At 65.7% G+C, this 24,033-nt stretch carries 22 protein-coding genes and 2 pseudogenes; 9 read left to right on the top strand and 15 right to left on the bottom strand.

Features of this window, described 5'->3' with window-relative positions:
- Nucleotides 1-72: 72 nt before the first annotated feature.
- Entirely contained in the window at nucleotides 73-522 is a 450-nt protein-coding gene (locus ACNQQL_RS34535; RefSeq protein ID WP_347068986.1) for a hypothetical protein, read from the bottom strand.
- Between the two features lie 447 nt (nucleotides 523-969).
- On the opposite strand from ACNQQL_RS34535, the gene ACNQQL_RS34540 reads away from it, so the two are divergent.
- On the top strand, nucleotides 970-1,185 hold the full coding sequence (locus ACNQQL_RS34540; protein WP_347068988.1) for a hypothetical protein: 216 nt from the start codon (nucleotides 970-972) through the stop codon (nucleotides 1,183-1,185).
- Nucleotides 1,186-1,533: 348 nt separating this feature from the next.
- Nucleotides 1,534-1,980: pseudogene (locus ACNQQL_RS34545) on the top strand (IS3 family transposase); the annotation flags it as partial.
- A 578-nt stretch (nucleotides 1,981-2,558) separates the two neighbouring features.
- Here the strand turns inward: ACNQQL_RS34545 and ACNQQL_RS34550 are convergent.
- A pseudogene (locus tag ACNQQL_RS34550) lies at nucleotides 2,559-2,660 on the bottom strand (GTPase); the annotation flags it as partial.
- Nucleotides 2,661-2,906: 246 nt separating this feature from the next.
- On the opposite strand from ACNQQL_RS34550, the gene ACNQQL_RS34555 reads away from it, so the two are divergent.
- The 4 genes from ACNQQL_RS34555 to ACNQQL_RS34570 all read left to right on the top strand — a co-directional run bounded on the left by ACNQQL_RS34555 (nucleotide 2,907) and on the right by ACNQQL_RS34570 (nucleotide 7,550).
- The gene (locus ACNQQL_RS34555; protein WP_204425646.1) at nucleotides 2,907-4,085 is read left to right on the top strand and encodes a UbiH/UbiF family hydroxylase; all 1,179 of its coding nucleotides are present in this window, start codon (nucleotides 2,907-2,909) and stop codon (nucleotides 4,083-4,085) included.
- A gap of 90 nt (nucleotides 4,086-4,175) precedes the next feature.
- Nucleotides 4,176-4,904 (top strand): DsbC family protein, encoded by a 729-nt coding sequence (locus ACNQQL_RS34560; RefSeq protein ID WP_347068990.1) that lies wholly within the window; start codon nucleotides 4,176-4,178, stop codon nucleotides 4,902-4,904.
- A 103-nt stretch (nucleotides 4,905-5,007) separates the two neighbouring features.
- Entirely contained in the window at nucleotides 5,008-6,807 is a 1,800-nt protein-coding gene (locus ACNQQL_RS34565; RefSeq protein WP_347068992.1) for a M61 family metallopeptidase, read from the top strand.
- 146 nt (nucleotides 6,808-6,953) lie between these two features.
- A complete protein-coding gene (locus ACNQQL_RS34570; protein ID WP_072443039.1) occupies nucleotides 6,954-7,550 on the top strand; it encodes an FMN-dependent NADH-azoreductase in 597 nt (198 codons plus the stop codon).
- Nucleotides 7,551-7,661: 111 nt separating this feature from the next.
- Here the strand turns inward: ACNQQL_RS34570 and ACNQQL_RS34575 are convergent, their stop codons facing one another.
- From ACNQQL_RS34575 to rpe, 8 genes are all read right to left on the bottom strand, one after another.
- Nucleotides 7,662-8,567, bottom strand: coding sequence for a uracil-DNA glycosylase (locus ACNQQL_RS34575; RefSeq protein ID WP_347068994.1), 906 nt, complete (start codon nucleotides 8,565-8,567; stop codon nucleotides 7,662-7,664).
- A 13-nt stretch (nucleotides 8,568-8,580) separates the two neighbouring features.
- Nucleotides 8,581-9,207, bottom strand: coding sequence for a CYTH domain-containing protein (locus ACNQQL_RS34580; RefSeq protein WP_204425652.1), 627 nt, complete (start codon nucleotides 9,205-9,207; stop codon nucleotides 8,581-8,583).
- On the bottom strand, nucleotides 9,207-9,992 hold the full coding sequence (trpC, locus tag ACNQQL_RS34585; protein WP_347068997.1) for an indole-3-glycerol phosphate synthase TrpC: 786 nt from the start codon (nucleotides 9,990-9,992) through the stop codon (nucleotides 9,207-9,209). Before trpC ends, ACNQQL_RS34580 begins: the two co-directional genes overlap by 1 nt.
- A 29-nt stretch (nucleotides 9,993-10,021) precedes the next feature.
- Nucleotides 10,022-11,053 carry an anthranilate phosphoribosyltransferase gene (gene trpD, locus ACNQQL_RS34590; RefSeq protein WP_034183751.1) on the bottom strand — a complete coding sequence of 344 codons (1,032 nt, stop codon included), beginning with the start codon at nucleotides 11,051-11,053 and terminating at the stop codon, nucleotides 10,022-10,024.
- A gap of 13 nt (nucleotides 11,054-11,066) precedes the next feature.
- Entirely contained in the window at nucleotides 11,067-11,657 is a 591-nt protein-coding gene (locus ACNQQL_RS34595; protein ID WP_175921048.1) for an aminodeoxychorismate/anthranilate synthase component II, read from the bottom strand.
- A 13-nt stretch (nucleotides 11,658-11,670) separates the two neighbouring features.
- Nucleotides 11,671-13,164 carry an anthranilate synthase component I gene (gene trpE, locus ACNQQL_RS34600; protein ID WP_105392259.1) on the bottom strand — a complete coding sequence of 498 codons (1,494 nt, stop codon included), beginning with the start codon at nucleotides 13,162-13,164 and terminating at the stop codon, nucleotides 11,671-11,673.
- A gap of 357 nt (nucleotides 13,165-13,521) precedes the next feature.
- Nucleotides 13,522-14,286, bottom strand: a complete 765-nt coding sequence (locus tag ACNQQL_RS34605; protein WP_347069000.1) for a phosphoglycolate phosphatase — start codon at nucleotides 14,284-14,286, stop codon at nucleotides 13,522-13,524.
- A 4-nt stretch (nucleotides 14,287-14,290) separates the two neighbouring features.
- A complete protein-coding gene (gene rpe / locus ACNQQL_RS34610; protein WP_011883156.1) occupies nucleotides 14,291-14,977 on the bottom strand; it encodes a ribulose-phosphate 3-epimerase in 687 nt (228 codons plus the stop codon).
- Between the two features lie 183 nt (nucleotides 14,978-15,160).
- Here rpe and apaG point away from each other — a divergent pair, with 183 nt between their 5' ends.
- Nucleotides 15,161-15,535, top strand: a complete 375-nt coding sequence (gene apaG / locus ACNQQL_RS34615) for a Co2+/Mg2+ efflux protein ApaG (protein WP_083534227.1) — start codon at nucleotides 15,161-15,163, stop codon at nucleotides 15,533-15,535.
- Nucleotides 15,536-15,613: 78 nt separating this feature from the next.
- Nucleotides 15,614-16,846 (top strand): murein transglycosylase A, encoded by a 1,233-nt coding sequence (locus ACNQQL_RS34620; protein ID WP_416392816.1) that lies wholly within the window; start codon nucleotides 15,614-15,616, stop codon nucleotides 16,844-16,846.
- A 252-nt stretch (nucleotides 16,847-17,098) separates the two neighbouring features.
- Here ACNQQL_RS34620 and paaK read toward each other — a convergent pair whose 3' ends face one another.
- The 5 genes from paaK to paaN form a co-directional block, all read right to left on the bottom strand.
- Nucleotides 17,099-18,397: a phenylacetate--CoA ligase PaaK gene (gene paaK / locus ACNQQL_RS34625; protein WP_347069011.1), complete on the bottom strand. Its 1,299-nt coding sequence runs from the start codon at nucleotides 18,395-18,397 to the stop codon at nucleotides 17,099-17,101.
- Nucleotides 18,398-18,435: 38 nt separating this feature from the next.
- Complete coding sequence (gene paaI, locus ACNQQL_RS34630) at nucleotides 18,436-18,888, bottom strand: hydroxyphenylacetyl-CoA thioesterase PaaI (protein ID WP_347069015.1); 453 nt, start codon at nucleotides 18,886-18,888, stop codon at nucleotides 18,436-18,438.
- Nucleotide 18,889: 1 nt separating this feature from the next.
- Complete coding sequence (paaG, locus tag ACNQQL_RS34635; RefSeq protein WP_034183735.1) at nucleotides 18,890-19,681, bottom strand: 2-(1,2-epoxy-1,2-dihydrophenyl)acetyl-CoA isomerase PaaG; 792 nt, start codon at nucleotides 19,679-19,681, stop codon at nucleotides 18,890-18,892.
- A gap of 45 nt (nucleotides 19,682-19,726) precedes the next feature.
- Entirely contained in the window at nucleotides 19,727-20,929 is a 1,203-nt protein-coding gene (pcaF, locus tag ACNQQL_RS34640) for a 3-oxoadipyl-CoA thiolase (RefSeq protein ID WP_347069019.1), read from the bottom strand.
- 87 nt (nucleotides 20,930-21,016) lie between these two features.
- Nucleotides 21,017-22,723: a phenylacetic acid degradation protein PaaN gene (gene paaN / locus ACNQQL_RS34645; protein WP_347069022.1), complete on the bottom strand. Its 1,707-nt coding sequence runs from the start codon at nucleotides 22,721-22,723 to the stop codon at nucleotides 21,017-21,019.
- A gap of 129 nt (nucleotides 22,724-22,852) precedes the next feature.
- On the opposite strand from paaN, the gene ACNQQL_RS34650 reads away from it, so the two are divergent.
- A complete protein-coding gene (locus ACNQQL_RS34650) occupies nucleotides 22,853-23,629 on the top strand; it encodes an enoyl-CoA hydratase (protein WP_072443055.1) in 777 nt (258 codons plus the stop codon).
- Nucleotides 23,630-24,033: the final 404 nt, after the last annotated feature.

Raw genomic sequence — 24,033 nt, forward strand, 5'->3', positions numbered from 1 at the left:
TATCCCGCCCGCTGAGGCTGAGGCAAACTACTACAGGCAACTCAGAAATGCCGCTGACTTGCCTGCATTAACTTAAACCAACCGGCCTCCACGATTCCCGGCGCGGTTCATTTCGCTATCTCGCAGGGACTTCGCCACCTCGTCATCGAGTTGCCGCTGAGCGCGTGCAAAGGCATCTCGCAAATCAATCGTCAAGTCCGGTTTGCAGCCTCCGCAGGGTTCCACTCGGGCCGTCCCGTTCGGGATATTGTGCTCTGCCCATCGCAGAACCGCGCGTGGATCAAGCGAGCAGACCTTGGAATAATCGCCGCCGGTAAATGGGGCAGTCCCTGTGCTGCTCGCCGTATTGTCTTTGAGCTTACACCGAGCGGTGTGGAGCTTGTGCGTGTGGTTCTCCCACGGAGCCCTGATGTTCAGCACGAACCCATCTGGATTGGTCGTTAGCCAAGACCGATACTCGGTTTCTTTGTTCTGGAAGTGGGTGACGGTTTCAACGGGGACCAATTCGCGATTACCTTGCATCGGGCGTCTATCGTGTGAATAGTTCTGGGCGGACCAATGGGAGGCGATATTAGCTCATCAATTTGAGTACGCCAGCCGTATCCAGAACGTGACAGTGGTTTACGCCAGCGCGTAAACTTTCGGTTCCACATTGCGACCCATGTATAAACGCCATGACCGAAATCACGCAACCAACCCCCGAGCAAATTCGCGCTGTCATCAAGAAGCACGGGGTCACCAGGGGCGAAGCCGCTGAGATGGTCCACGTCAGCATCAATGCGTGGCACAAATGGAGTGCGAGCGAAGGAAGTGGGGATCACCGGGCAATGCCCTTGGCCGCATGGGAGCTACTCCTGTTGAAGCTTGGTGAACACCCCAGCAAGAAGCTAGTTGATTCATAACCCCATCGGGGGTATATTGTCATAACGGCAGCGCATCGGGCGCGCCGATAACTTAGTGAGTTAGCGAATGTTCCAGATCACCATCAGCACCCGCCGTTTCTCCCTCAGCATCAACACGGGCACCGCGTCCCTCCGCATCGGCTCCCGTGAATTCCTGCTGCTCCGTGACTACGTTGAGCGCAACCGTAAGCCTCGCCTGTTGGAAACCTTCCGAGATACTGAGGCCCGTGGCTGGGAGGCGCTGGTAATGCGCCGCTGGTTGGTCTCCAGCTCCCCAGCCTGAGTATCCTGAGAGTTCGATAGAGAACGCCGCCCACCCCCTAAGAAGCGCCTTCCGGAAACGGCTGGCGCTTTTTTGTTTCCAGTCGGCTTAGCGCCAAGCAGGGCAAGACTCTCCCGCCGCTTTGACTGTCTATCCCCTCACTCTCGCTCTATGCGCCGCCCCGCAACGCCTTGTGCGGCAAGCGGAAGAGAGATTTAGGGCGTCTAGACCCTCATAAACCCCCACTCTCGTAGGTAGCGGCTTGTATGTCTCGGCGCTTGCGCGGGCATACCTATTTTTTGGAATTCTGCGTGTTCTGCGCGGGAATCCTCTCCACCTCCTGTCCTCTCGCTTCCATGCTCGTTCGGGTATCTGGCCGTCATAATCGACCTGTTCAGCCGGCAGGTGGTGGGCTGGTCGATGCAGCCGCATATGAAGGCCGAACTGGTCACGGACGCGCTGCGCATGGCATGGTTCCGGCGCCGCCCCGAAGCCGGCGTGATTGTGCATAGCGACCGTGGCAGCCAGTATTGCAGCGGACTCTTCCAGGACACGCTCAAGGCGTACGCCATGCGTTCGTCGATGAGCCGGCGCGGCGATTGTTGGGATAATGCGCCGACCGAAAGCCTGTGGGGTTCGCTGAAGGTCGCGCGACTGCACGGTCGGCACTTCGCGACGCGGCGTGCCGCGATGGATGAAATCGTCGACTGGCTTGGTTTCTACAATGCCCGTCGACTGCATTCGACACTGAACTACGTCAGCCCCATGAAGTTCGAGAAGAATTGGGCCGCCGCTCAGCGAGGGCAAGCGGCCTGATAGCCTCAGCTATGGGATTCGTGAAACAGGGGCAAGGTCACTGATCAAGTTTCGTACCGCCTCTTTATCGCGGCCATCATCGAGTGGAGTTGACGCGAGCCCCAAGTGCTCATCCATCGCTCGCTTTTCTTGGCGGTACTCCTGCGCCCACCGTTCGGCATCTTCACGGATGTCAAAGGTCTTGGGCTTCGACTTCCCACCGGATAGCCATACACGGGCTTGAAATCGGCCACTCGGTAACTTCCGGACACTCGTCACTGTTGCCCCCCTCAATGGCTTAGGAGAGGTGCAAGGTAGCAATCGGCAGGGGGCTTGCGTAAGCCCGTGGGGTATAGTGGATGAACCGTTTGAGCTTACGAGCGTTCCTCTAGTGGAACACTCTAGGCGCAGTTCCTCGCACGCCTCACGAAGCAAAAAAATTCAATTCGCACCGTCTCCGAAAGCGTTTCAATTCGCTATCATCAAGAGGCCGCTAAGAGGGCGGTAGGTGCGTCCAGATTTTGTACTGGTTTTGTCTCTGGTTTTTTGCCCGGTTGTCTAACCGATTGATTCGAAGGAATAAGTGAGCCGCCCTGTCAGAACGGGTAGTTCTCGGCGGCGATGCCGGCCTTGGTCAGCGCATTGAACAGGGTGGACTTGCCGACGTTGGGCAAGCCGACGATGCCGCATTTGAGGCTCATGGAATCCTTCGAACGGGTAAAGCGGCGCGGCCGGACAGGGCACGGCGGCGCGGGAATAAAGGGCGGCCGGCGCTTGGGGTGCGGCGGGCCGACGGTCAAAGGCGCTATTGTACCGTGCCGACGCCCCGGATTCCGGGGTTGCGCCGAACAGCCGATGCGGCGGGCCGCCGCGCCGCCGCGTCCACCTGCGATTCTGCTGATTTCCCGCAAAGTCCGGCCGCGTAAGGGTTTGGCCCCGCGGCTATAATGCCCGCCATGACTGCCCACCACTCCTTCGACGTCGCCGTGGTCGGCGGCGGGCTCGTCGGCAAGACGGCCGCGCTCGCGCTGACCCAGTCCGGCTACAAGACTGCCTTGCTTGCCCAGCCGGCCACGCCGCGCCCCGCCGATCTCGCGTTCGACACGCGCGTCTACGCACTGTCGTCCAGTTCGCAGGCCTTGCTCGAGCGGCTGCGGGTCTGGCAGGCGCTCGACCACGGCCGGCTCGCGCCTGTTTACGACATGCGTGTGTACGGCGATGCGCACGCCGAACTGCATTTTTCCGCGTACCAGGCCTCCGTGCCGCAACTCGCGTGGATCGCCGAATCGTCGCTGGTCGAGGCGTCGCTCGATGCCGCGCTGCGGTTCCAGCCGAACCTCACGTGGTTCGATGCGCGTGCGCAGGGCTTCGACGTGCGCGACGATGCGGCCGTGCTCACGCTGTCGTCGGGGCAGGTGCTCGAAGCGGACCTCGTCGTCGGCGCGGACGGCGCGCATTCGTGGGTACGGTCCCAAATGGGGGCCAAAGTCGAACGGCGCGACTACCGGCAGACGGGCGTCGTCGCGAACTTCAAGGCGTCGCTGCCGCACCGCGAGACGGCTTACCAGTGGTTCCACGAAGGCGAGATCGTCGCGCTGCTGCCGTTGCCGGACGGCCACGTGTCGCTCGTATGGTCCGCGCACACCGCGCATGCGGACGAACTGCTCGCCCTCGATCCGGCGCAGCTCGCGGCCGAGGTCGAGCGCGTGTCGCACGGCCAGGTCGGCACGCTCGAATGCGTGACGCCGGCCGCGGGCTTCCCGCTGGCGCTGCAGACGGTCGACAAGCTGATCGCGCCGCGCGTCGCGCTCGTCGGCGATGCCGCGCACCTGATCCACCCGCTCGCGGGGCAGGGGATGAACCTCGGGCTGCGCGACGTCGCGGCGCTCGCCGACGCGATCGCCGGCAAGGAAAGCTTCCGCAATCTGGGCGATACGGTGCTGCTGCGCCGCTATGAGCGTTCGCGCCGCGAGGACATCCGCGCGCTGATGGTCGCGACCGACGGCCTGCAGCGGCTGTTCGCGGTGCCGGGCCCGCTCGCGAAGGCCGTGCGCAACGCGGGCATGGCGTTCGTCGGGGCGCAGCCGCTCGTGAAGCGCTGGCTCGTGTCGGCCGCGCTCGGCTGATCGAACCTTCGGCCGCTTCGCCGGTCGGACTCGGTTCCGTTACGGCGTACACTGTGCCGTGCACACCGATTGAGCTGAAGGAAGATTTCGATGAAAAAAACGATCCGCATCGCGTCGCTGGCGCTGGCCGTCACGATGGCGACGCTGGGCTGCACCGCGCAGGCCGACCAGACCACCGACAAGCTGAAAGCCACGCTGCAGGCCCGTCTCGGCAACGACGCGCCGATCAAGAGCGTGTCGAAATCGCCGGTCGCGGGCCTTTATGAAGTGAACCTCGGCTCGCAGATCATCTATAGCGACGCGGTCGGCGACTACGTGCTGCTCGGCGATCTCGTCGACACCAAGACGCACAAGAACCTGACCGACGCACGCCTGTCCGAAATCAACAAGATCGACTTCGCGAGCCTGCCGTTCGCGAATGCGATCAAGGTCGTCAAGGGCAACGGCGCACGCAAGATCGCGGTGTTCTCCGATCCGAACTGCCCGTACTGCAAGAAGCTCGAGACGACGCTGCAGTCGGTCGACAACGTCACCGTCTACACGTTCCTGTACCCGGTGCTGTCGCCGGATTCGACCGCGAAGTCGAAGGCGATCTGGTGCGCGACCGACCGCGCGAAAACCTGGCTGGGTTGGATGCTCGATCACCGTGCGCCGTCCGGCGCCGGTACCTGCGATACCAGCGCGCTCGACAAGAACCTCGCGCTCGGCCGCGGGATGAACGTCACGGGCACGCCGACGATCTTCCTGCCGGACGGCCGCCGCCTGCCGGGCGCGGTATCGGCCGACCAGCTCAACCAGGCGCTCGCCTCGAGCAAGTAACCGACCGACACGCCGGGCCGCATGGCCCGGCCAGCGAGGGGCGCCCGCATGATCTGCCGGCGCCTCTCTTCGTTTTCGCCGCCGTATTCGACCGATTGCCACGATGACCCAGCCGATCCGCTATACGATTGTCCCGAAAGATCTTGCCGCGCACCTGTTCGAAGTGTCGGTGACGGTCGCCGACCCCGACCCCGAAGGCCAGCGCTTCTCGCTGCCGGTGTGGATTCCGGGCAGCTACCTCGTGCGCGAGTTCGCGCGCAACATCGTGACGCTCGGCGCGTTCAACGACGCAGGCCGCAAGGTGCGGATCGCGAAGACCGACAAGCACACGTGGCAGGCCGCGCCCGTGAGCGGTGCGCTGACGCTGCGCTACGACGTGTATGCGTGGGACCTGTCGGTGCGCTCCGCGTATCTCGACGAATCGGGCGGCTTCTTCAACGCGACGGCCGTGTTCCTGAGTGTCGCCGGCCGCGAGGACGCGCCGTGCGAAGTCGACATCGCGAAGCCGGCCGGCCCGGCATTCCGCGCGTGGCGCGTCGGCACCGCGCTGCCCGAGGCGCGCGGCACGAAGCGCTACGGCTTCGGTGCGTATCGCGCAGCGAACTACGACGAGCTTTCCGACCATCCGGTGACGATCGGCGAATTCGCGCTCGCGACGTTCGACGCGCACGGCGTGCCGCACGACATCGTGGTCGCGGGGCGCGTGACGCAGCTCGACCTGGAGCGGCTGCGCACCGACCTGAAGCGCGTGTGCGAAGCGCAGATCGCGCTGTTCGAGCCGAAATCGAAGAAGGCGCCGATGGACCGCTACGTGCTCATGACGCTCGCGGTCAGCGACGGCTACGGCGGCCTCGAGCACCGCGCATCGACCGCACTGATCTGCAACCGCACCGACCTGCCGGTGAAGGGGCGGCCCGAGACGACCGAAGGCTATCGCACCTATCTCGGCCTTTGCAGCCACGAGTACTTCCATACGTGGAACGTGAAGCGCATCAAGCCGGCGGCGTTCGTGCCGTACGACCTGACGCGCGAGAACTACACGTCGCTGCTGTGGCTGTTCGAAGGCTTCACGTCGTATTACGACGACCTGATGCTGGTGCGCAGCGGGCTGATGTCGCAGGACGAATATTTCGCGGCGCTCGGCCGCACGATCGGCGGCGTGCTGCGCGGCACCGGGCGGCTCAAGCAGAGCGTCGCGGAAAGCTCGTTCGATGCGTGGATCAAGTACTACCGCCAGGACGAGAACGCGACCAACGCGATCGTCAGCTACTACACGAAGGGTTCGCTTGTCGCGCTCGCGTTCGATCTCGCGATCCGCGCGCAGACGCGCAACCGGAAGTCGCTCGACGACGTGATGCGCCTGCTGTGGCAACGCTACGGTCGCGATTTCTATCGCGGCAAGCAGGCGGGCGTCGAGGAAGATGAAGTCGAGACGTTGATCGAAGAAGCGACGGGCGTCGCGCTCGGCCGTCTGTTCGCCGACGCCGTGCACGGCACGCGCGACCTGCCGCTCGGCGAGCTGCTCGCGCCGTTCGGCGTCACGCTCGCGCCGGATGTCGCGAACGGCGCGGCCGCGAAGCCGACGATCGGTGCGCGCTTGCGCGGCGGCGCGGACTGCACGTTCGCGGCTGTCTATGAAGGCGGCGCCGCGCATCGCGCGGGGCTGTCGGCCGGCGATACGCTGATCGCGGTCGACGGGCTGCGCGTCACGGGCACGAACCTCGACGCGCTGCTCGCGCGCTACCGGCCGGGCGACAAGGTCGAGGTTCACGCGTTTCGCCGCGACGAGCTGCGTACCGCGAAGCTGAAGCTCGACGGCCCGGAGGTCACGCGCTACCGGCTGACGGCGGCAGCGAAGCCGGCCGCGGCATCGAAGGCCCGGGAGGCCTGGCTGAAGGGCTGAGTGCAGGCAGCGGCAATCGGGGCGCGATCGAGGATTGTTCTGCTGCTGCAACAATCCGTCGCCCTGAACCCGCTTTTTCCGGCAAATGCGGCCACGCACAATGGCGTCACTCGCGCTACCGAAGCGCAACCCAACCGGAGCCTGACATGACGACCATTCTGCAAATCAATTCCGCGGCGCGTTCGCAAGGCGCGCAATCCACGCTGCTGGCCAACGAACTGACGGCAAAGCTGCAACAATCGAACCCCGGCGCGAAGGTCGTGGTTCGCGACCTGCTGGCCGATGCGCTGCCGCACCTCGACGAATCGGTGCTCGGCGCGTTCTTCACGCCGGCCGACCAGCGCAGCGCGGAGCAGAATGCGATCGTCGCGAAGAGCGATGCACTGATCGCCGAGCTGCAAGCCGCCGACATCATCGTGATCGGCGCGCCGATGTACAACTTCGGCATCTCGTCGCAACTGAAGACGTACTTCGACTGGATCGCACGCGCAGGCGTCACGTTCCGCTACACCGAGAACGGTCCGGAAGGCCTGATCAAGGGCAAGAAGGTTCACGTGGTGACGGCTCGCGGCGGCAAGTACGCCGGTACGCCGAACGACAGCCAGACGCCGTACCTGCGCACGTTCCTCGGCTTCGTCGGCATGACCGACGTGAGCTTCATCTTCGCGGAAGGCCTGAACCTCGGCCCGGATGCGCAGAGCGCCGCGCTCGCCAGCGCACGCGAAGCGATCGCCGCCGCGTAAGGTCGATGCGGGTGCGACGCGCCCGCTGCTGCATCGTCCGAAAAAAACGCCGTGTCCCCGAAGGGGCGCGGCGTTTTTGCATTCCGGCCGGCGACAAAGCCGGCGCGGCCGTTACGCGAGCGTTTCGGCCACTTCCGGCAGGCGCCAGTCGATCGGTTCGCGGCCAGCTTCGACCAGATAGTCGTTCGCGAGCATGAAATGGCGGCAGCCGAGGAAGCCGCGGTGCGCGGACAGCGGCGACGGATGCGGCGCCTCGAGCACGCAATGCGCGCTCGCGTCGAACAGCGCGCGCTTCGCCTGCGCGTGTGCGCCCCACAGCATGAAGACGAGCCCGCGGTGGCGGCCTGCGAGTTCGCGGATCAGCGTGTCCGTGCATTGCTCCCAGCCGCGCTTCGCGTGGCTCGCGGCCGCGCCGCGCTCGACCGTCAGCACGGTGTTGAGCAGCAGCACGCCCTGGCGCGCCCACGTGTCGAGGCAGCCGTGGCGCGGCGTGTCGTGACCGAAGTTCGCGGCGATTTCCTTGAAGATGTTGCGCAGCGACGGCGGCGTGCGGACGGCCGGCGGCACCGAGAACGCGAGGCCGTGCGCCTGCGGCGTGCCGCGATCGTCGCCGTGGTACGGGTCCTGGCCGAGGATCACGACCTTCACGTCGTCCGGGCTCGTCAGGCGCAGCGCGCGGAACACGTCGGTCGGGTAGACCGCCTTGCCGGCCGCGCGCTCGTCGTCGACGAAGCGGCAAAGCGGCGCGTACGCGTCGCTGTCGGTAAAGGGTTTCAGCACGTCGCGCCAAGCGGCCGGCAGCGCGTCGAATTGCGCGGCGAGATGCGGGACGTCGGCGGCAACGGGCTGCGGTGCTGCGGGGGCCGGGGCCGAAGCGGCGGCTTTCTTTGCGGGCTTGCGCTCGGAGGAGGGCGACGCGGAAGTCGGGGACGGAATAGCGGCCGGTGCCGTTTCCGGCACGGGATCGTCGAACAGCGACGCCTGTTGCGGCGCGCGGGAAGTCTTGCGGGTTGCCATGCGTGATGCGTGTTTATTGCGCGCGCAGCCGGTAGCCGCGCTGCGCCTTGCTGATGTTTTCGGGAGCGAGGCCCGGCAGCGCCTGCTGCAGTTCGGCGGCGAGCGTCGCGAGCGCCGCTTCCGGGCCGTCGATCAGTTCGAGTTCGATTTCGCTGATCGGTTCGCGGCGCGTTTCGTGTTCCGCCTGGACGACGATCTCGCCGAGGTCCACCGCGGCTTCGACGGTTGCGCCGCCGATTGCGATGCGCCACAGCGTACGCGAAAAATCCGTGCGGAACAGTGCGCGCAGCGCGCTCGCCGCGTCACGCAGCGCAGCGGCGGCTTCCGGCACGTCGCAGGCCGCGACGAGCGCATCGATCTCGAGCGCGTCGCCGGCCACGGGCAGTTCCCATTCGTGGCGGCGATGCAGGCCGCCTTCCGCGCTGCCGACCGTCTTGAACGTCTGCAGCCAGCCTTGCGGCGCGCGGCGCACGCGCACCGCACTCTTCGAGCGGGCCAGCGCGAGATCGGGCGTGTCGTAATAGACGTTCGCGAGCGTGATGTCGCGGCCGGGTTCGCCGGTCAGCGTCTCGAAGAAGCGCCGCGCGGCACCGGCCTGGCCGGCCGGCAGCGCGAGCTTGATTTCCTTTTCGATCGCCATCAGAAGAACATCCGTGCGAGCTCCTCGCCTGGCTGATCGGCGCGCATGAACGCTTCGCCGACGAGGAACGTGTTCACGTTCGCCGCGCGCATCGTGTCGACGTCGGTGCGCGACAGGATGCCCGATTCGGTCACGACAATCCGGTCCGGCGGAATCATGTCGAGCATGTCGAGCGTGGTCTGGATCGACGTCTCGAACGTGCGCAGGTTGCGGTTGTTGATGCCGAGCAGCGGCGTCTTGAGCGTCAGCGCCTGCTCCATCTCGTTGCGGTCGTGCACTTCGACCAGCACGGCGAGGCCGAGCGAGTGCGCATATGCTTCGAGGTCCTGCATCAGCGGCGTGTCGAGTGCGGCGGCGATCAGCAGGATCGCGTCGGCGCCCATCGCGCGTGCCTCGAGGATCTGGTACGCGTCGACGATGAAGTCCTTGCGCAGCACCGGCAGCGTGCAGGCCGCGCGCGCCTCTTCGAGGTAGCGGACGCTGCCCTGGAAGAACTGCTCGTCGGTTAGCACCGACAGGCATGCGGCGCCGTGCGCCGCATACGAGCGCGCGATGTCGGCCGGCACGAAATGCTCGCGCAGCACGCCCTTCGACGGGCTTGCCTTCTTGATTTCGGCGATCACGGCGGCGTCGCCGGCCGCGTGCTTTGCACGCAGCGCGCCGACGAAGTCGCGCAGGTCGCGCGCGGATGCGTCCAGCTTCAGTGCCTCGAGCGGCGTGCTGCGCATGGCCGCCGCGACTTCTTCGCGCTTGACGGCGATGATTCGGTCGAGAATGTCGCTCATGTGGGTTCCTGCTTGAGTCGTAAGGGGAGTCAGCGCTTGAACTGCTGCGTGAAGCGCACGAGTTCGTCGACTTTCGCGCGCGCCTTGCCGCTCGCGATCGCTTCGCGGGCGAGCTGGATGCCGTCCGCGATCGATTCGGCGACGTTCGCCGCATAGAGTGCAGTACCCGAGTTCAGCGTGACGATCTCGCGGGCGACGCCCGGCTGGTTGTCCAGCGCGCCGAGCAGCATCGTGCGCGATTCCTCGGCATTTTCCACCTTCAGCGTGCGGTTCGACACCATCTGCAGGCCGAAGTCTTCCGGATGGATCTCGTATTCGTGCACCTTGCCGTCGCGCAATTCGCCGACGAGCGTCGCGGCGCCGAGCGACACCTCGTCCATCCCGTCCTTCCCGTATACGACGAGTACGTGCTGCGCGCCGAGACGCTGCATCACGCGCACCTGGATGCCGACGAGGTCGGGGTGGAACACGCCCATCAATTGGTTCGGTGCGCCGGCCGGATTGGTCAGCGGGCCGAGGATGTTGAAGATCGTGCGCACGCCGAGCTCGCGGCGCACGGCCGCGATGTTCTTCATCGCCGGGTGATGGTTCGGCGCGAACATGAAGCCCATGCCCGTTTCGGCGATCGACGCGGCGACCTGGTCCGACTGCAGGTCGATGTTCACGCCGAGCGCCTCGAGCACGTCGGCGCTGCCTGACTTGCTCGACACGCCGCGGTTGCCGTGCTTCGCGACCTTCGCGCCGGCCGCCGCCGTGACGAACATCGACGCGGTCGAGATGTTGAACGTGTGCGAGCCGTCGCCGCCGGTGCCGACGATGTCGACGAAGTTCGAGTTGTCCTGCACGTCGACGTGGTTCGCGAATTCGCGCATCACGGTCGCGGCGGCGGCGATCTCGCCGATCGTCTCCTTCTTCACGCGCAGCCCGGTGATGATCGCGGCGGCCATCACGGGCGACATGTCGCCGCGCATGATGAGCCGCATCAGGTGCAGCATCTCGTCGTGGAAGATCTCGCGGTGTTCGATCGTGCGCTGCAGCGCTTCCTGCGGGGTAATCGTCATCGTGAGGCTCCGGTCAGGCGGCTTGCGCGGCCGCGGCGCGGGCCTGCTTCAGGAAATTCTCGAGCAGCGCATGACCGTGCTCGGACAGGATCGATTCCGGGTGGAACTGCACGCCCTCGACCGGCAGCGTCTTGTGGCGCACGCCCATGATTTCTCCGTCGTCGGTCCACGCGGACACCTCGAGGCAGTCGGGCAGCGATTCGCGCTCGATCGCGAGCGAATGGTAGCGCGTGACGTCGAAATGCTTCGGCAGGTCGGCGAATACGCCGCGGCAGTCCGTTTCGATCCGGCTCACCTTGCCGTGCATGATGGTTTTCGCGCGCACGACGCGGCCGCCGAATGCTTCGCCGATCGCCTGGTGGCCGAGGCAGACGCCGAGGATCGGCTTCTTGCCCGAAAATTCGCGCAGCACGTCGAGCGTGATGCCCGCGTGCTGCGGGTTGCTCGGGCCCGGCGACAGGCAGATCGCGTCGGGATTCAGGCGCGCGATCTCGTCGAGCGTGATTTCGTCGTTGCGGTACGTGTGCACGTCCTCGCCCAGTTCGCCGAAGTACTGGACCAGGTTGTAGGTGAACGAGTCGTAGTTGTCGATCATGAGCAGCATAGTCAGTCTCCGGTCAGAAGTCGCTATCGAGGCCGTCCTGAACCTGTTCGGCCGCACGCAGCACCGCGCGCGCCTTGTTTTCGGTCTCTTGCCATTCGGATTCGGGCACCGAATCCGCGACGACGCCGGCCGCCGCTTGCACATACAGGTTGCCGTTGTGGATCAGGCCCGTGCGGATCGCGATCGCGAGATCCATCTCGCCCGAGAACGACAGGTAGCCCACCGCGCCGCCGTACAGCCCGCGCTTGATCGGCTCGAGCTCGTCGATCAGCTCCATCGCGCGTACCTTCGGCGCACCGGACAGCGTGCCGGCCGGGAACGTCGCGCGCAGCACGTCGTAGTTCGTCATGCCGGGCTTCAGCTTGCCCTCGACCGAGCTGACGATGTGCTGCACGTGCGAGTACTTCTCGATGACCATCTTGTCGGTCACCTGCACCGAGCCGATTTCGGCGATGCGGCCGACGTCGTTGCGCGCGAGGTCGATCAGCATCACGTGCTCGGCGATCTCCTTCGGATCGTTGAGCAGCTCGGTCGCGAGTTCCGCGTCGCGCTCGGGTGTGTTGCCGCGCGGGCGCGTGCCGGCGAGCGGGCGAATCGTGACGATCTGGTCTTCGCCGCGCTTTTCCTGGCGCACGAGGATTTCCGGCGATGCGCCGACCACGTGGAAATCGCCGAAGTTGTAGTAGTACATATACGGCGACGGATTCAGCGAACGCAGCGCGCGATACAGCGACAGCGGATTGTCGCGGTACGGCTTGGTCAGCCGCTGGCCGACCTGGATCTGCATCAGTTCGCCGGCCGCGATGTATTCCTTCGCCTGGCGCACGGCGGCCAGATAGTCTTCCTTCTTGAACTCGCGGAACGTCTCGGTGCGCACGCTCGCCGACGTGACGGGCGGCTGCACGGTCGTGCGCAGGCGCTGCTTCAGTTCGCGCAGGCGCTGTTTCGCCTTCGCGTAGGCTTCCGGCTGGCCCGGGTCCGCGTAGATGATCAGGTACAGCTTGCCGGCGAGGTTGTCGATTACCGCGACTTCCTCGGTCAGCAGCAACTGGATGTCGGGCAGGCCGAGATCGTCGCGCGGCGCGGTGTTTGCGAGCTTCTTCTCGATATAGCGCACCGCGTCGTAGCCGAAGTAGCCGGCGAGACCGCCGCAGAAGCGCGGCAGGCCCGGACGCTGCGCCACCTTGAAGCGCGCCTGGAACGATTCGATGAATTGGAACGGGTCGCCGTCATGCGTCTCGACGACCTGGCCGTCGCGCACGACTTCCGACACGCCGTTGCGGGTGCGCACGAGCGTGCGGGCGGGCAGGCCGATGAACGAGTAGCGGCCGAAGCGTTCGCCGCCGACCACCGATTCGAGCAGGAACGAGTTGGCGCCCGCACGTTCGGGCTGGGCCAGCTTCAGGTAGAGGGACAGCGGCGTTTCTAGATCGGCGAGGGCTTCCGCGATCAGCGGGATACGGTTGTAGCCTTCGTTCGCGAGCGATTGGAATTCGAGTTCGGTCATGTTCCGGTCCTGTTCGGGACGAGCGGCGCGTGCGCCAGGGATCACTTGACGCTGCGCGGGTTGCCGTCGGCGAAAGGGCGGTCGATCGAGAAGTGCCTGTTGCCGGCCGGCACTCCGGGCGTGAACGTCGCGAGCCTGCGGCCAATCCTGAACGCAAGCGTTCGGACGCGGTGGAACTCGAGGTGGTGCGACGATCGGCGCGCGGATGCGCAGCGAGATAAAAAACGGCGCTGAAGACGTGCTTCAGCGTACCTCATCGAAGAGGTTAGCGCGACCAGCGACGCCAGGGCCAGGCTCCCCGGTCGATGCTGCTCAGACTCCGTTTTTTATTCAGAAACATGCGGATGGAAGAAATAATCAGATGGTTGGCCGGCCGGCGTTGTGCGCGGTGATCGCGCGGGCCGCGACCAGCAACGAATCGACTATACCATCCGAATTTATCGTTTGTATAGCTTTGCCGTGGTTATAGCCATACGGCACCGTCAGTGTCGCCATCCCGGCTGCGCGGCCCGCCAGCGCATCGTTTTCCGAGTCGCCGATCGCGACCGCCGTGTCCGGCGTGACGCCGAGTGCGTCGCAGGCCGTCAGCATCGGCAGCGGGTCGGGCTTCTTGCGTGCGACGCTGTCGCCGCCGAGCACGATGCCGAAGCAATCGGCCAGCCCGTATTGTTCGAGCAGCTCGACCGCGAAGCGGTGCGGCTTGTTCGTCACGCACGCGAGCCGGATGCCGGCCGCGCGCAGCGCGTCGAGACCGGCGGCCACGTCCGGATAGAGGCGCGTATGGCGGCCGTTGATCTTCGCGTATTCGGTCTGGTAGATCGCCAGTGCGTCGTCGAAGCGCGCGCGCGCCTCGTCGGCCGGGAAGCGCGGCTTCAGCACGCTGTGGATCAGGTGCTCGGAGCCCTTGCCGACGTAGCCGATCACCTCGTCGCGCGATGTGGCCGGCGCGTCGAGCCGCGCAAGCATCCCGTTCAGGCCGGCCGTGAAATCGTCGGCCGTGTCGACCATCGTGCCGTCGAGATCGATCAGCGCCGCGTCGATGCGCGGCGCGGCGAAGCGGATCGGGGCAGCGTTCGTTGCGGCCCCGGCCGGCGCACGGCCGGCGAGCGACGATTCGGCCACGGCGTCAGCTCCGCTCGACGGTGGCGAGCGCGGCGCGCATCTCGTCGATCACCTTGCGGTAGTCGGGCTTGCCGAAGATCGCCGAACCGGCGACGAAGGTGTCGGCGCCGGCCGCCGCGATTTCCGCGATGTTGTCGGTCTTCACGCCGCCGTCGACCTCGAGCAGGATCTCGCGGCCCGTGCGCTCGGTGTACGCGTCGATACGTGCGCGTGCTTCGCGCAGCTTGTTCAGCGTTTCCGGAATGAACGACTGGCCGCCGAAGCCGGGGTTGACCGACATCAGCAGCACGAAGTCGAGGCGGTCCATCACGTGGTCGAGATAGTTCAGCGGCGTGGCCGGGTTGAATACGAGGCCGGCCTTGCAGCCGTGGTCGCGGATCAGCGACAGCGTGCGGTCGATGTGATCGGAGCCTTCCGGGTGGAAGCTGATCAGGTTCGCACCGGCCTTCGCAAAATCGGGCACGATCCGGTCGACCGGGCGTACCATCAGGTGCACGTCGATCGGCACCTGCACGTGCGGGCGGATCGCTTCGCACACGAGCGGGCCGATCGTCAGGTTCGGCACATAATGGTTGTCCATCACGTCGAAGTGGATCCAGTCGGCGCCGGCGGCGACCACGTTGCGGACTTCTTCGCCGAGCCGTGCGAAATCGGCCGACAGGATGCTGGGAGCGATGCGGAATTGGGTCATGGCAGGGGGAGCGGGGAGGTTGCGGCGCAAAACCGACATTCTACCGCCCGGCGGCCGGCTCGCGGCGGCAGGCCGTGCGGTTGCGGCCCGATTCCGCATCAAGCAGAATGCCGAACCAAAGCGGCGCGTCCGCGGCCCCGTCGCCCATGCCGGCACGGACAGTCACCCTCCAGTGGAAACACCATGAGTCAGTATCAGTTCACCGTTTCGGTGAAAACCAGCTACTTGCCGGAACAATCCGACCCCGATCGCCGTCAATACGCATTCGCGTACACGCTGACGATCCGCAACACGGGGCAGGTCGCGGCGCAACTGATCGCGCGTCACTGGATCATCACGGACAGCGAGAGCCACGTGCAGGAAGTGAAGGGGCTCGGCGTCGTCGGGCACCAGCCGCTGCTGCAGCCGGGCGAGCAGTTCGAATACACGAGCTGGGCCGTGATCGCGACGCCGGTCGGTACGATGCGTGGCGCGTACTTCTGCGTGGCGGAGGACGGCGAGCGTTTCGAGGCGCCGGTCGACGAGTTTGCACTGCACATGCCGCGCACGCTGCATTGAGCGCGCGGAGCGCGTCAGCGCGGCTGGCGATCGTTGTTGCGGGCGTGCTTCTTTCTGCCCGACGACGTCCACACGACGATGAAGATCAGCAGGGCAAGCGCTACGAAGGCTTCGAGCGCGAAGATGAGCATCGGATATTGGTCGAGAAAATCTGACATGGCGGTTTCCATCAAGAACGGACATTGTATGTGGTTTGGGCCCCGGCTGGCCGGCTGGGTTGCGGCGGCCGCGGCGGCGGCGCTGCTTGCCGCGTGCGGCGGCGCGCCGACGCGAACGTCTGCGCTCAAGCCGCCGACCGGCGCGGCGATCGTGCCGGGGCAGGTTGCCGCGAAGCGGCTCACGCCGGTTGCGTGGCAGCAGGTGCCGGGCTGGCAGGACGATTCGCTGCTCGGCGCGACGGCCGCGCTGCGGCAGAACTGCGCGCGGCTCGCGCGTCAGCCGGCCTGGCAGCGCGCTTGTGCGGCCGCCGACCGGCTCGACGAGCTCGATGTCGGCAGCGCACGCACTTTCTTCGAAACGTATTTCACGCCGTTCCAGCTCGCGAACACCGACGGGACGCTCGACGGGCTCGTGACCGGCTATTACGAGCCGCTGCTGCATGGCTCGCGCGTGCGCCGCGACCCGTATCAATACGCGCTCTATCGCTGGCCGGCCGGTTATCGCGCGGGCGCCGCGCTGCCTGCGCGCGCGCAGCTCGAGCGTGCGGGCATCCTGAACGGCAACGAACTCGTGTGGGTCGACGATCCGATCGAGGCGTTCTTCCTGCAGGTGCAGGGCTCGGGGCGCGTGCTGCTCGACGATGGTTCGGTGATGCGGGTCGGCTTCGGCGGCACCAACAACCAGCCGTACCGCTCGATCGGCAAGTGGTTGCTCGATCGCGGCGAGCTGACGCCCGCACAGGCGACGATGCAGGGCATCAAGGCGTGGGCGAAGGCGAATCCGAACCGCGTCGACGCGTTGCTCGACACGAATCCGCGGTTCGTGTTCTTCCGCGACATGCCGATCAAGGAGGACGCGCCGCACGGCGGCGCGGACGGCCCGATCGGCGCGCTCGGCGTGCCGCTGACGGCGGAGCGTTCGATCGCGGTCGATCCGTCGTCGATCCCGCTCGGCACGCCCGTGTTCCTGCAGACCACACGTCCGCTGACGAATACGCCGATGAACCGGCTCGTGTTCGCGCAGGATACGGGCTCCGCGATCAAGGGCGGCGTGCGGGCCGACTATTTCTGGGGACTCGGCGACGACGCAGGCGACCAGGCCGGCCGGATGAAGCAGGTCGGCCGGATGTGGCTGCTGTTCCCGAATTCGTGACCTGAGGCGGCATCGGCTGCTCGGGAGCCGCCCGCGCATGAGGCGGGGTATTCGTGGGCGCGACGGTGCGCGTGGAGTGCGTCGGTTCGAGAGCGGTATACCCGTGTGGTTTCAGTTCGTGTGATGCGCCTGTCGCGTTGAACGACGTCGTGGAACACAATAAATAGCCCGATTGGCGTTGGCCGATCGGGCTGTTTCTTTTGTTGCGCAACGGGATTGCCTCTGCGCGCGACGTACGCGCAGCGTCTGCCGTCAGCCCTTGCGCTTGTCGACGACGCGGCGTGCCTTGCCGACCGAGCGCTCGATTCCGTTCACGGGCAGCACGTTGATCACGGCCGTCACGCCGATCAGCGACTTGATGTCATGCGCGAGCGCTTGTTTCGCCGCGTGGATCGCCGCCGTATCCGGAGCAGTGTCGGGACAGGGCTCGACGCTGAGCGTCAGCACGTCGAGCGGGCCTTCCTTCGTCAATACGATCTGATAGTGCGGTGCGAGCGCGCGCTGCTTGAGCAACTGTTCCTCGATTTGCGTCGGGAACACGTTGACGCCACGCACGATCATCATGTCGTCCGAGCGGCCGGTGATCTTTTCCATCCGGCGCATCGTGCGAGCGGTGCCGGGTAACAGGCGCGTGAGGTCGCGTGTCCGGTAGCGGATGATCGGCAGCGCCTCCTTCGTCAGCGACGTGAACACGAGCTCGCCGAATTCGCCGTCCGGCAGCACTTCGCCGGTTTCCGGATCGATGATTTCCGGATAGAAGTGATCTTCCCAGATGGTCGGGCCGTCCTTGGTCTCGACGCATTCGGACGCGACGCCGGGGCCCATCACTTCGGACAGCCCGTAGATGTCGACCGCGTCGATGCCCATCCGCTGCTCGATCGCGACGCGCATGTCGTTGGTCCATGGCTCCGCGCCGAAGATGCCGATGCGCAGCGAGCTCTGCGCGGGATCGAGGCCCTGGCGCTCGATTTCGTCGGCGATCGACAACATGTAGCTCGGCGTCACCATGATGATGTCGGGCCGGAAATCCTGGATCAGTTGTACCTGCTTCTCGGTCTGGCCGCCGCCGAACGGGATCACGGTCAATCCCGCACGTTCGGCGCCGTAGTGCGCGCCGAGCCCGCCGGTGAACAAGCCGTACCCGTAGCTGACGTGTACCTTGTCGCCGCGACGTGCGCCGGCGGCGCGGATCGAGCGCGCGACGAGATTCGCCCACGTGTCGATGTCGCCGGCCGTATAGCCGACGACCGTCGGCTTGCCGGTCGTGCCCGATGATGCGTGGATGCGCGAGATCTGGTCCTGCGGCACGGCGAACATCCCGAACGGGTAACTGTCACGCAGGTCGCCTTTCGTCGTGAACGGGAAGCGCGACAGGTCGGCGAGCGTTTTCAGGTCGTCGGGATGCACGCCCGCGTCGTCGAATTTGCGACGATAGACGGGAGAGTGGTCATACGCATGCCGGAGCGACCACTTGAGGCGTTCGAGCTGCAGCGTGGTCAGCTCGTCGCTTGAGGCGGTCTCGATCGGCTCGAGCGGTAGCGGGGTAGTCATGCATGTCTCCAGTGTTTGTTATGTGCGAGCCGTTGACGTCAGCGGTCTTCCGGTATGACCGTGCCCTTGATCTGGGCGGATTTGCCGCGAAACATCGCGACCGTTTCGCCTGTCTGGTTCGTGACGCGGATGTCGTAGATGCCGTGGTGGCCGGCGCGCGCCTGTTCGATCGCCTCGGCCGTCAGCACGTCGTTGCCGTGCACGGGGCGCAGGAATTCGATCGAGCAGCCGGCAGCGACCGTATTCAGGTTGTACGAGTTGCACGCGAACGCGAACGTCGAATCGGCGAGCGTGAAGATGATCCCGCCGTGGCAGGTTTGATGCCCGTTCAGGAATTCGGGCCGCACGCGCATCTGCAGGCGTGCGTAGCCGGCGCGTACTTCCGCGATTTCCATGCCGAACGCGCGGCTGCATGCATCGGCGTCGAACATCGCCTGCGCGGTGGCGCGGGCGAGCGAATCGGGATCGAGCGTGGCGGTGGCGGCCGTCATGTCAACGCCCCTCGAAGCGTGGAGCACGCTTTTCGACGAATGCCTTCACGCCTTCCGCGTAGTCGTGCGACTGGCCCAGCTTGCGCTGCATGTCGCGTTCCAGGTCGAGCTGCTGGTCGAGCGTGTTCGTGACGCTGTCGCGCATCGATTGCTTGATCGATGCGATCGCGAGCGTCGGCTGCTGCGCGAGCTGGGTTGCGAGCTGGCGGGCTGATGCGGCGAGTGCGTCGTCGTCGACCGCACGCCAGATCAGGCCCCACTGTTCGGCCTGTTCGGCGCCAAGCTTGTCGCCGGTCAGAGCGAGCCCCAGCGCACGTGCCATGCCGACGCGTTGCGGCAGGAACCACGTGCCGCCTGAATCGGGTACGAGCCCGATCTTGACGAAGGCCTGGATGAAACTGCTCGAGCGGGCGGCGAACACGAGATCGCATGCGAGCGCGAGATTTGCGCCGGCGCCGGCCGCCGTGCCGTTGACGGCGGCGATCACCGGCAGCGGCAGACGCTGCAGGCGGCGGATCAGCGGATTGAAATGCTCGTCGATCAGCGTGCCGAGGTCGGTGGACGCGCCGGGCGTGAAGTCGAGGTCGGCGAGGTCCTGGCCCGCGCAGAAGCCGCGCCCCGCACCCGTCAGAATCAGCGCGCGCGCGCCGGCCGCTTCGACTTCATCGAGAGCCGACTGCAGTTCGCGATGCATCGCCCGCGTGAAGCTGTTCAGCTTGTCGGGGCGGTTGAGGGTGATCGTGGCCACGCGCGCGGCCTGATCGATATCCAGCTGAATCGCCTGATAGGACATGCAGTGTCTCCTTCATGACTTCGTTATAGGCGCGCGGCGCATCGGTTACACGCGTTCGATCGCGAGTGCGATGCCCTGGCCGACGCCGATGCACATCGTACAGAGCGCAAAGCGGCCGCCCGTACGCTCGAGTTGATGGAGCGCCGTGGTCACGAGCCGGGCCCCCGATGCGCCGAGCGGATGACCGAGTGCGATCGCGCCGCCGTTCGGGTTCACGCGCGGATCGTCGTCGGCGACGCCGAGCATGCGCAGTACCGCGAGACCCTGCGACGCAAACGCCTCGTTCAACTCGATCACGTCGAACTGGTCGATGGTCATGCCGAGCTGGCGCAGCAGTTTCTGCGTGGCCGGCGCGGGGCCGATGCCCATCACGCGCGGCTCGACGCCTGCCGTCGCCATGCCGATGACGCGCGCGCGGCGGCGCAGGCCATACTGATCGGCTGCCTGTGCATTGGCGAGCAGCAGCGCGCACGCGCCGTCGTTGACGCCCGATGCATTGCCGGCCGTTACAGAGCCGTCCGGGCGCACGACGCCCTTCAGCTTCGCGAGTGCTTCGAGCGACGTCTCGCGCGGATGTTCGTCGCGCGACACGACCACCGGATCGCCCTTCTTCTGCGCAATCGTGACGGCGACGATTTCCTCGGCGAGCGTGCCGTCCTGCTGCGCACGCGCGGCCTTTTGCTGGCTGCGCAGCGCGAACAGGTCCTGGTCGGCGCGACTGATGTTGTAGTCGACCGCGACGTTCTCGGCCGTCTCCGGCATCGAATCGACGCCGTGAAGCTGTTTCATCAGCGGATTGACGAAGCGCCAGCCGATCGTCGTATCGTAGATGTCGGCCTGGCGCGTGAACGCGCTCGCGGCCTTGCCCATCACGAACGGCGCGCGCGTCATGCTCTCGACGCCGCCGGCGATCATCAGGCGCGCTTCGCCCGACTTGATCGCGCGCGCGGCCGTGCCGACCGCGTCCATCCCGGAGCCGCACAGCCGGTTCAGCGTCGTACCCGGCACGGCGGTCGGCAGGCCCGCGAGCAGCGCCGACATGCGCGCGACGTTGCGGTTGTCTTCGCCTGCCTGGTTCGCGCAGCCGTAGATCACGTCGTCGATCGCCGTCCAGTCGACGTGGCGATTGCGCTCGATCAGCGCCTTGAGCGGCACCGCGCCGAGATCATCGGCACGGACATCTTTCAGGGCACCGCCGTAGCGGCCGATGGGGGTGCGAATCGAGTCGCAGATGTAGGCGTCTGTCATGGGCGTATCGATGAGCAACGAACCCGCCGGGCGGCGGATTCGTTCATGGTAGAGAACATGGCGGCGTTTGCACGTCCGCCATTCGGGTTATGCCGTTTGGCCAGCTTCCGCGGGTACCGCCTTCGGGGCAACATGGACGCGGCTTTGCACCACGCGGAACCGGTTGGCGACGAACGCCGGGTCGGCCAGCGCCGCGTTGGCAGCCGGGTTGGCTCCCGTGCCGTGGAAATCGGAGAACGCGGCCGACTGGTTGACGAACACGCCGCCCGTCAGATTGATCGACAGCGCGACACCGCCGCGCACCGCTGCGTCGTGGGCGGCGTCGACGATTGCGTCGTCGGTGCTGTAGACGGAGAGGGTCAGCGCGCCATGTTCCGCCGCGATTTCACCGGCGAGATCGAGCGACTGCGCGGTCGAGTCGGTCGCGATCACGAACGAGATCGGGCCGAACCACTCCTGCGTGAATTTCTCGCGATCGGTCACGTCGAGTTGCAGCACGAGCGGTGTGCGCACGCGGGCATCGGGGAACGTGGGGTGCTGAAGAGCCACGCTGTCGGCGAGTACGCGGCCGAGCTGGCGGGCGTCGTCGATACGTGCGGTCACGCCGTCGTTCTGAATTGCGCCGATCAGTTCGACCGAGCGTGCCGGGTCTCCGGTGAGTTTTTGCACGGCAACCGCGATGGCTTGCGCGACTTCGTCGAAGCTCGCATGGCCGTCCGCCGTCTGGATGCCGTCGCGCGGCACATAGATGTTCTGCGGCGCCGTGCACATCTGGCCGGAGTACAGCGCCAGCGAGAACGCGATGTTCTTGGCTGCGGCCTTCAGGTCGTCGGTCGAGTCGATCACGATCTGGTTGACGCCGGCCTTCTCGGTGTAGACCTGTGCCTGGTGGGCATGGCGTTCGAGCCACGTGCCGTTCTGCGTGCTGCCCGTGAAGTCGATCAGCTTGATCTCGGGGCGCAGCGCGATGTCCTGAACGAGGGCGCCGTCGTTGGGCTCGGTCGCAAGGAGCGTGACGACGTTCGGATCGAACCCGGCTTCGCGCAGCACGTCGCGGGCGATCCGGACCGTGATCGCGAGCGGCAGGATCGCACCCGGATGTGGTTTGACGATTACGGTGTTACCGGTTGCCAGATCGGCGAACAGGCCCGGGTAGCCGTTCCAGGTCGGGAACGTGCAGCAGCCGAGCACGAGCCCCGTGCCGCGCGGGACGATCGTGTAGCGCTTGTGCATCGCGAGCGGCGGGTTCTTGCCTTGCGGCTTTTCCCAGTGCGCATCGGCCGGGATGCGGCGCAGTTCGTCCCATGCATAGGCGACAGCCTCGAGCGCACGATCCTGCGCGTGCGGGCCGCCGGCCTGGAACGCCATCATGAATGCCTGCCCCGTGGTGTGCATCACGCTGTAGGCGATCTCGAAGCTCGCTCGGTTCAGGCGCGCGAGGATTTCGAGGCTGACGCCGATCCAGGCGCTGGGGCCGGCTTCGCGCCACGTGCGTTGCGCGGCGGCTGCGGCGGCGATCAGTGCGTCGGGCGTCGACTTCGGATACCGGATGCCCAGTGCGATGCCGTACGGCGATCGCTCCGCGCCGACCGTTTCGCCGGACGCCGGCTGGTCGAGCGCGAACGTCTTGTCGAGGTGCGACTTGAACGCTGCTTCGCCGTCTGCGTTCGCGCTTTCCCCGTACACTTTGGGACTCGGCATTTCGGCGAACGGGCTCCAGTACCCGCGGCTCTCGATGGCGGCGAGTGCGTGCTTCAACGTGTCTTCGTGCTTCGTGAACAGTGCATGGGTCATGGCGGCGGCCTGATGGACGATGAGAGGGGTTGGATCGATTAATTAACCGACCGGTTGGTCGGAGAATGTTAGCATCAAACTATTCGCATGTGCGAGGCGTTTCTCATTTCATTGATCGAGGAGAAATAGATGGCTTACGAGAACATCCTGGCGGAGACCCGGGGGCGTGTCGGGCTGGTTACGCTGAACCGTCCGAAGGCGCTGAACGCGCTGAACGATGCGTTGATGGATGAGTTGGGCGATGCGCTGAAGGCGTTCGATGCGGACGACGGCATCGGCGCGATCGTCGTGACGGGGAGCGAGAAGGCGTTCGCAGCCGGCGCGGACATCGGCATGATGGCGACCTATTCCTATATGGATGTTTACCGGGGCGACTACATCACGCGCAACTGGGAGACGGTCCGTCAGATCCGCAAGCCGATCATTGCCGCGGTGTCGGGCTTTGCGCTGGGCGGCGGTTGCGAGCTCGCGATGATGTGCGACATCGTCTTCGCGGCGGACACGGCCAAGTTCGGCCAGCCGGAGATCAAGCTGGGCATCATGCCGGGCGCGGGCGGCACGCAGCGTCTGCCGCGCGCGGTATCGAAGGCGAAGGCGATGGACATGTGCCTGACCGCGCGCTTCATGGACGCCGCCGAAGCGGAGCGAGCCGGGCTCGTGTCGCGCGTGCTGCCGGCCGACAAGCTGCTCGACGAGGCGATTGCGGCCGCGGCGACGATTGCCGAGTTCTCGCTGCCGGCGGTCATGATGGTCAAGGAGTCGGTGAACCGCGCGTATGAGACGACGCTGGCAGAGGGTGTCCACTTCGAGCGCCGGCTGTTCCATTCGCTGTTTGCGACTGAGGACCAGAAGGAAGGGATGGCGGCATTCGTCGAGAAACGGAAGCCCGAGTTCAAGAACCGCTGATCGGGTTGCACCATGGCGGGTGTCTGGCGACTGGTTGGCACCGGTTGCCGGCGCGGTCGCCCGGTCCGTCGAGCCCCAAGCCACCGTGCGCGATAGCGCACGGTGGCTTTTTCAAAATAATTTCACAAAGGGGCTTGCGGAGACGGCGGCGGGTGCATAGAATCACGCCTCTTTCGCGCTAACGGAAACGCAGTGCGGGAGAGGGGAAGCGAAGTCAGTGGTGTGCAGCAGGTTGGGCGCACGGCTGGCGCAGGAAGATGGACCCCGCAGTCGCAACGAAGTGGTTGAAAAACTTGTTGACGATCTGCGAAACACGGTTCATAATCTCGCTTCTCTGCTGCTGAAAACGCAGCGCTGCTGAGAAACACGAAGTTTCTCGCAGAAATGCTCTTTAAAAATTAACA

It is taken from the genome of Burkholderia sp. LFS061 (assembly GCF_047978125.1).
Classification (GTDB): Bacteria; Pseudomonadota; Gammaproteobacteria; order Burkholderiales; family Burkholderiaceae; genus Burkholderia; species Burkholderia pyrrocinia_C.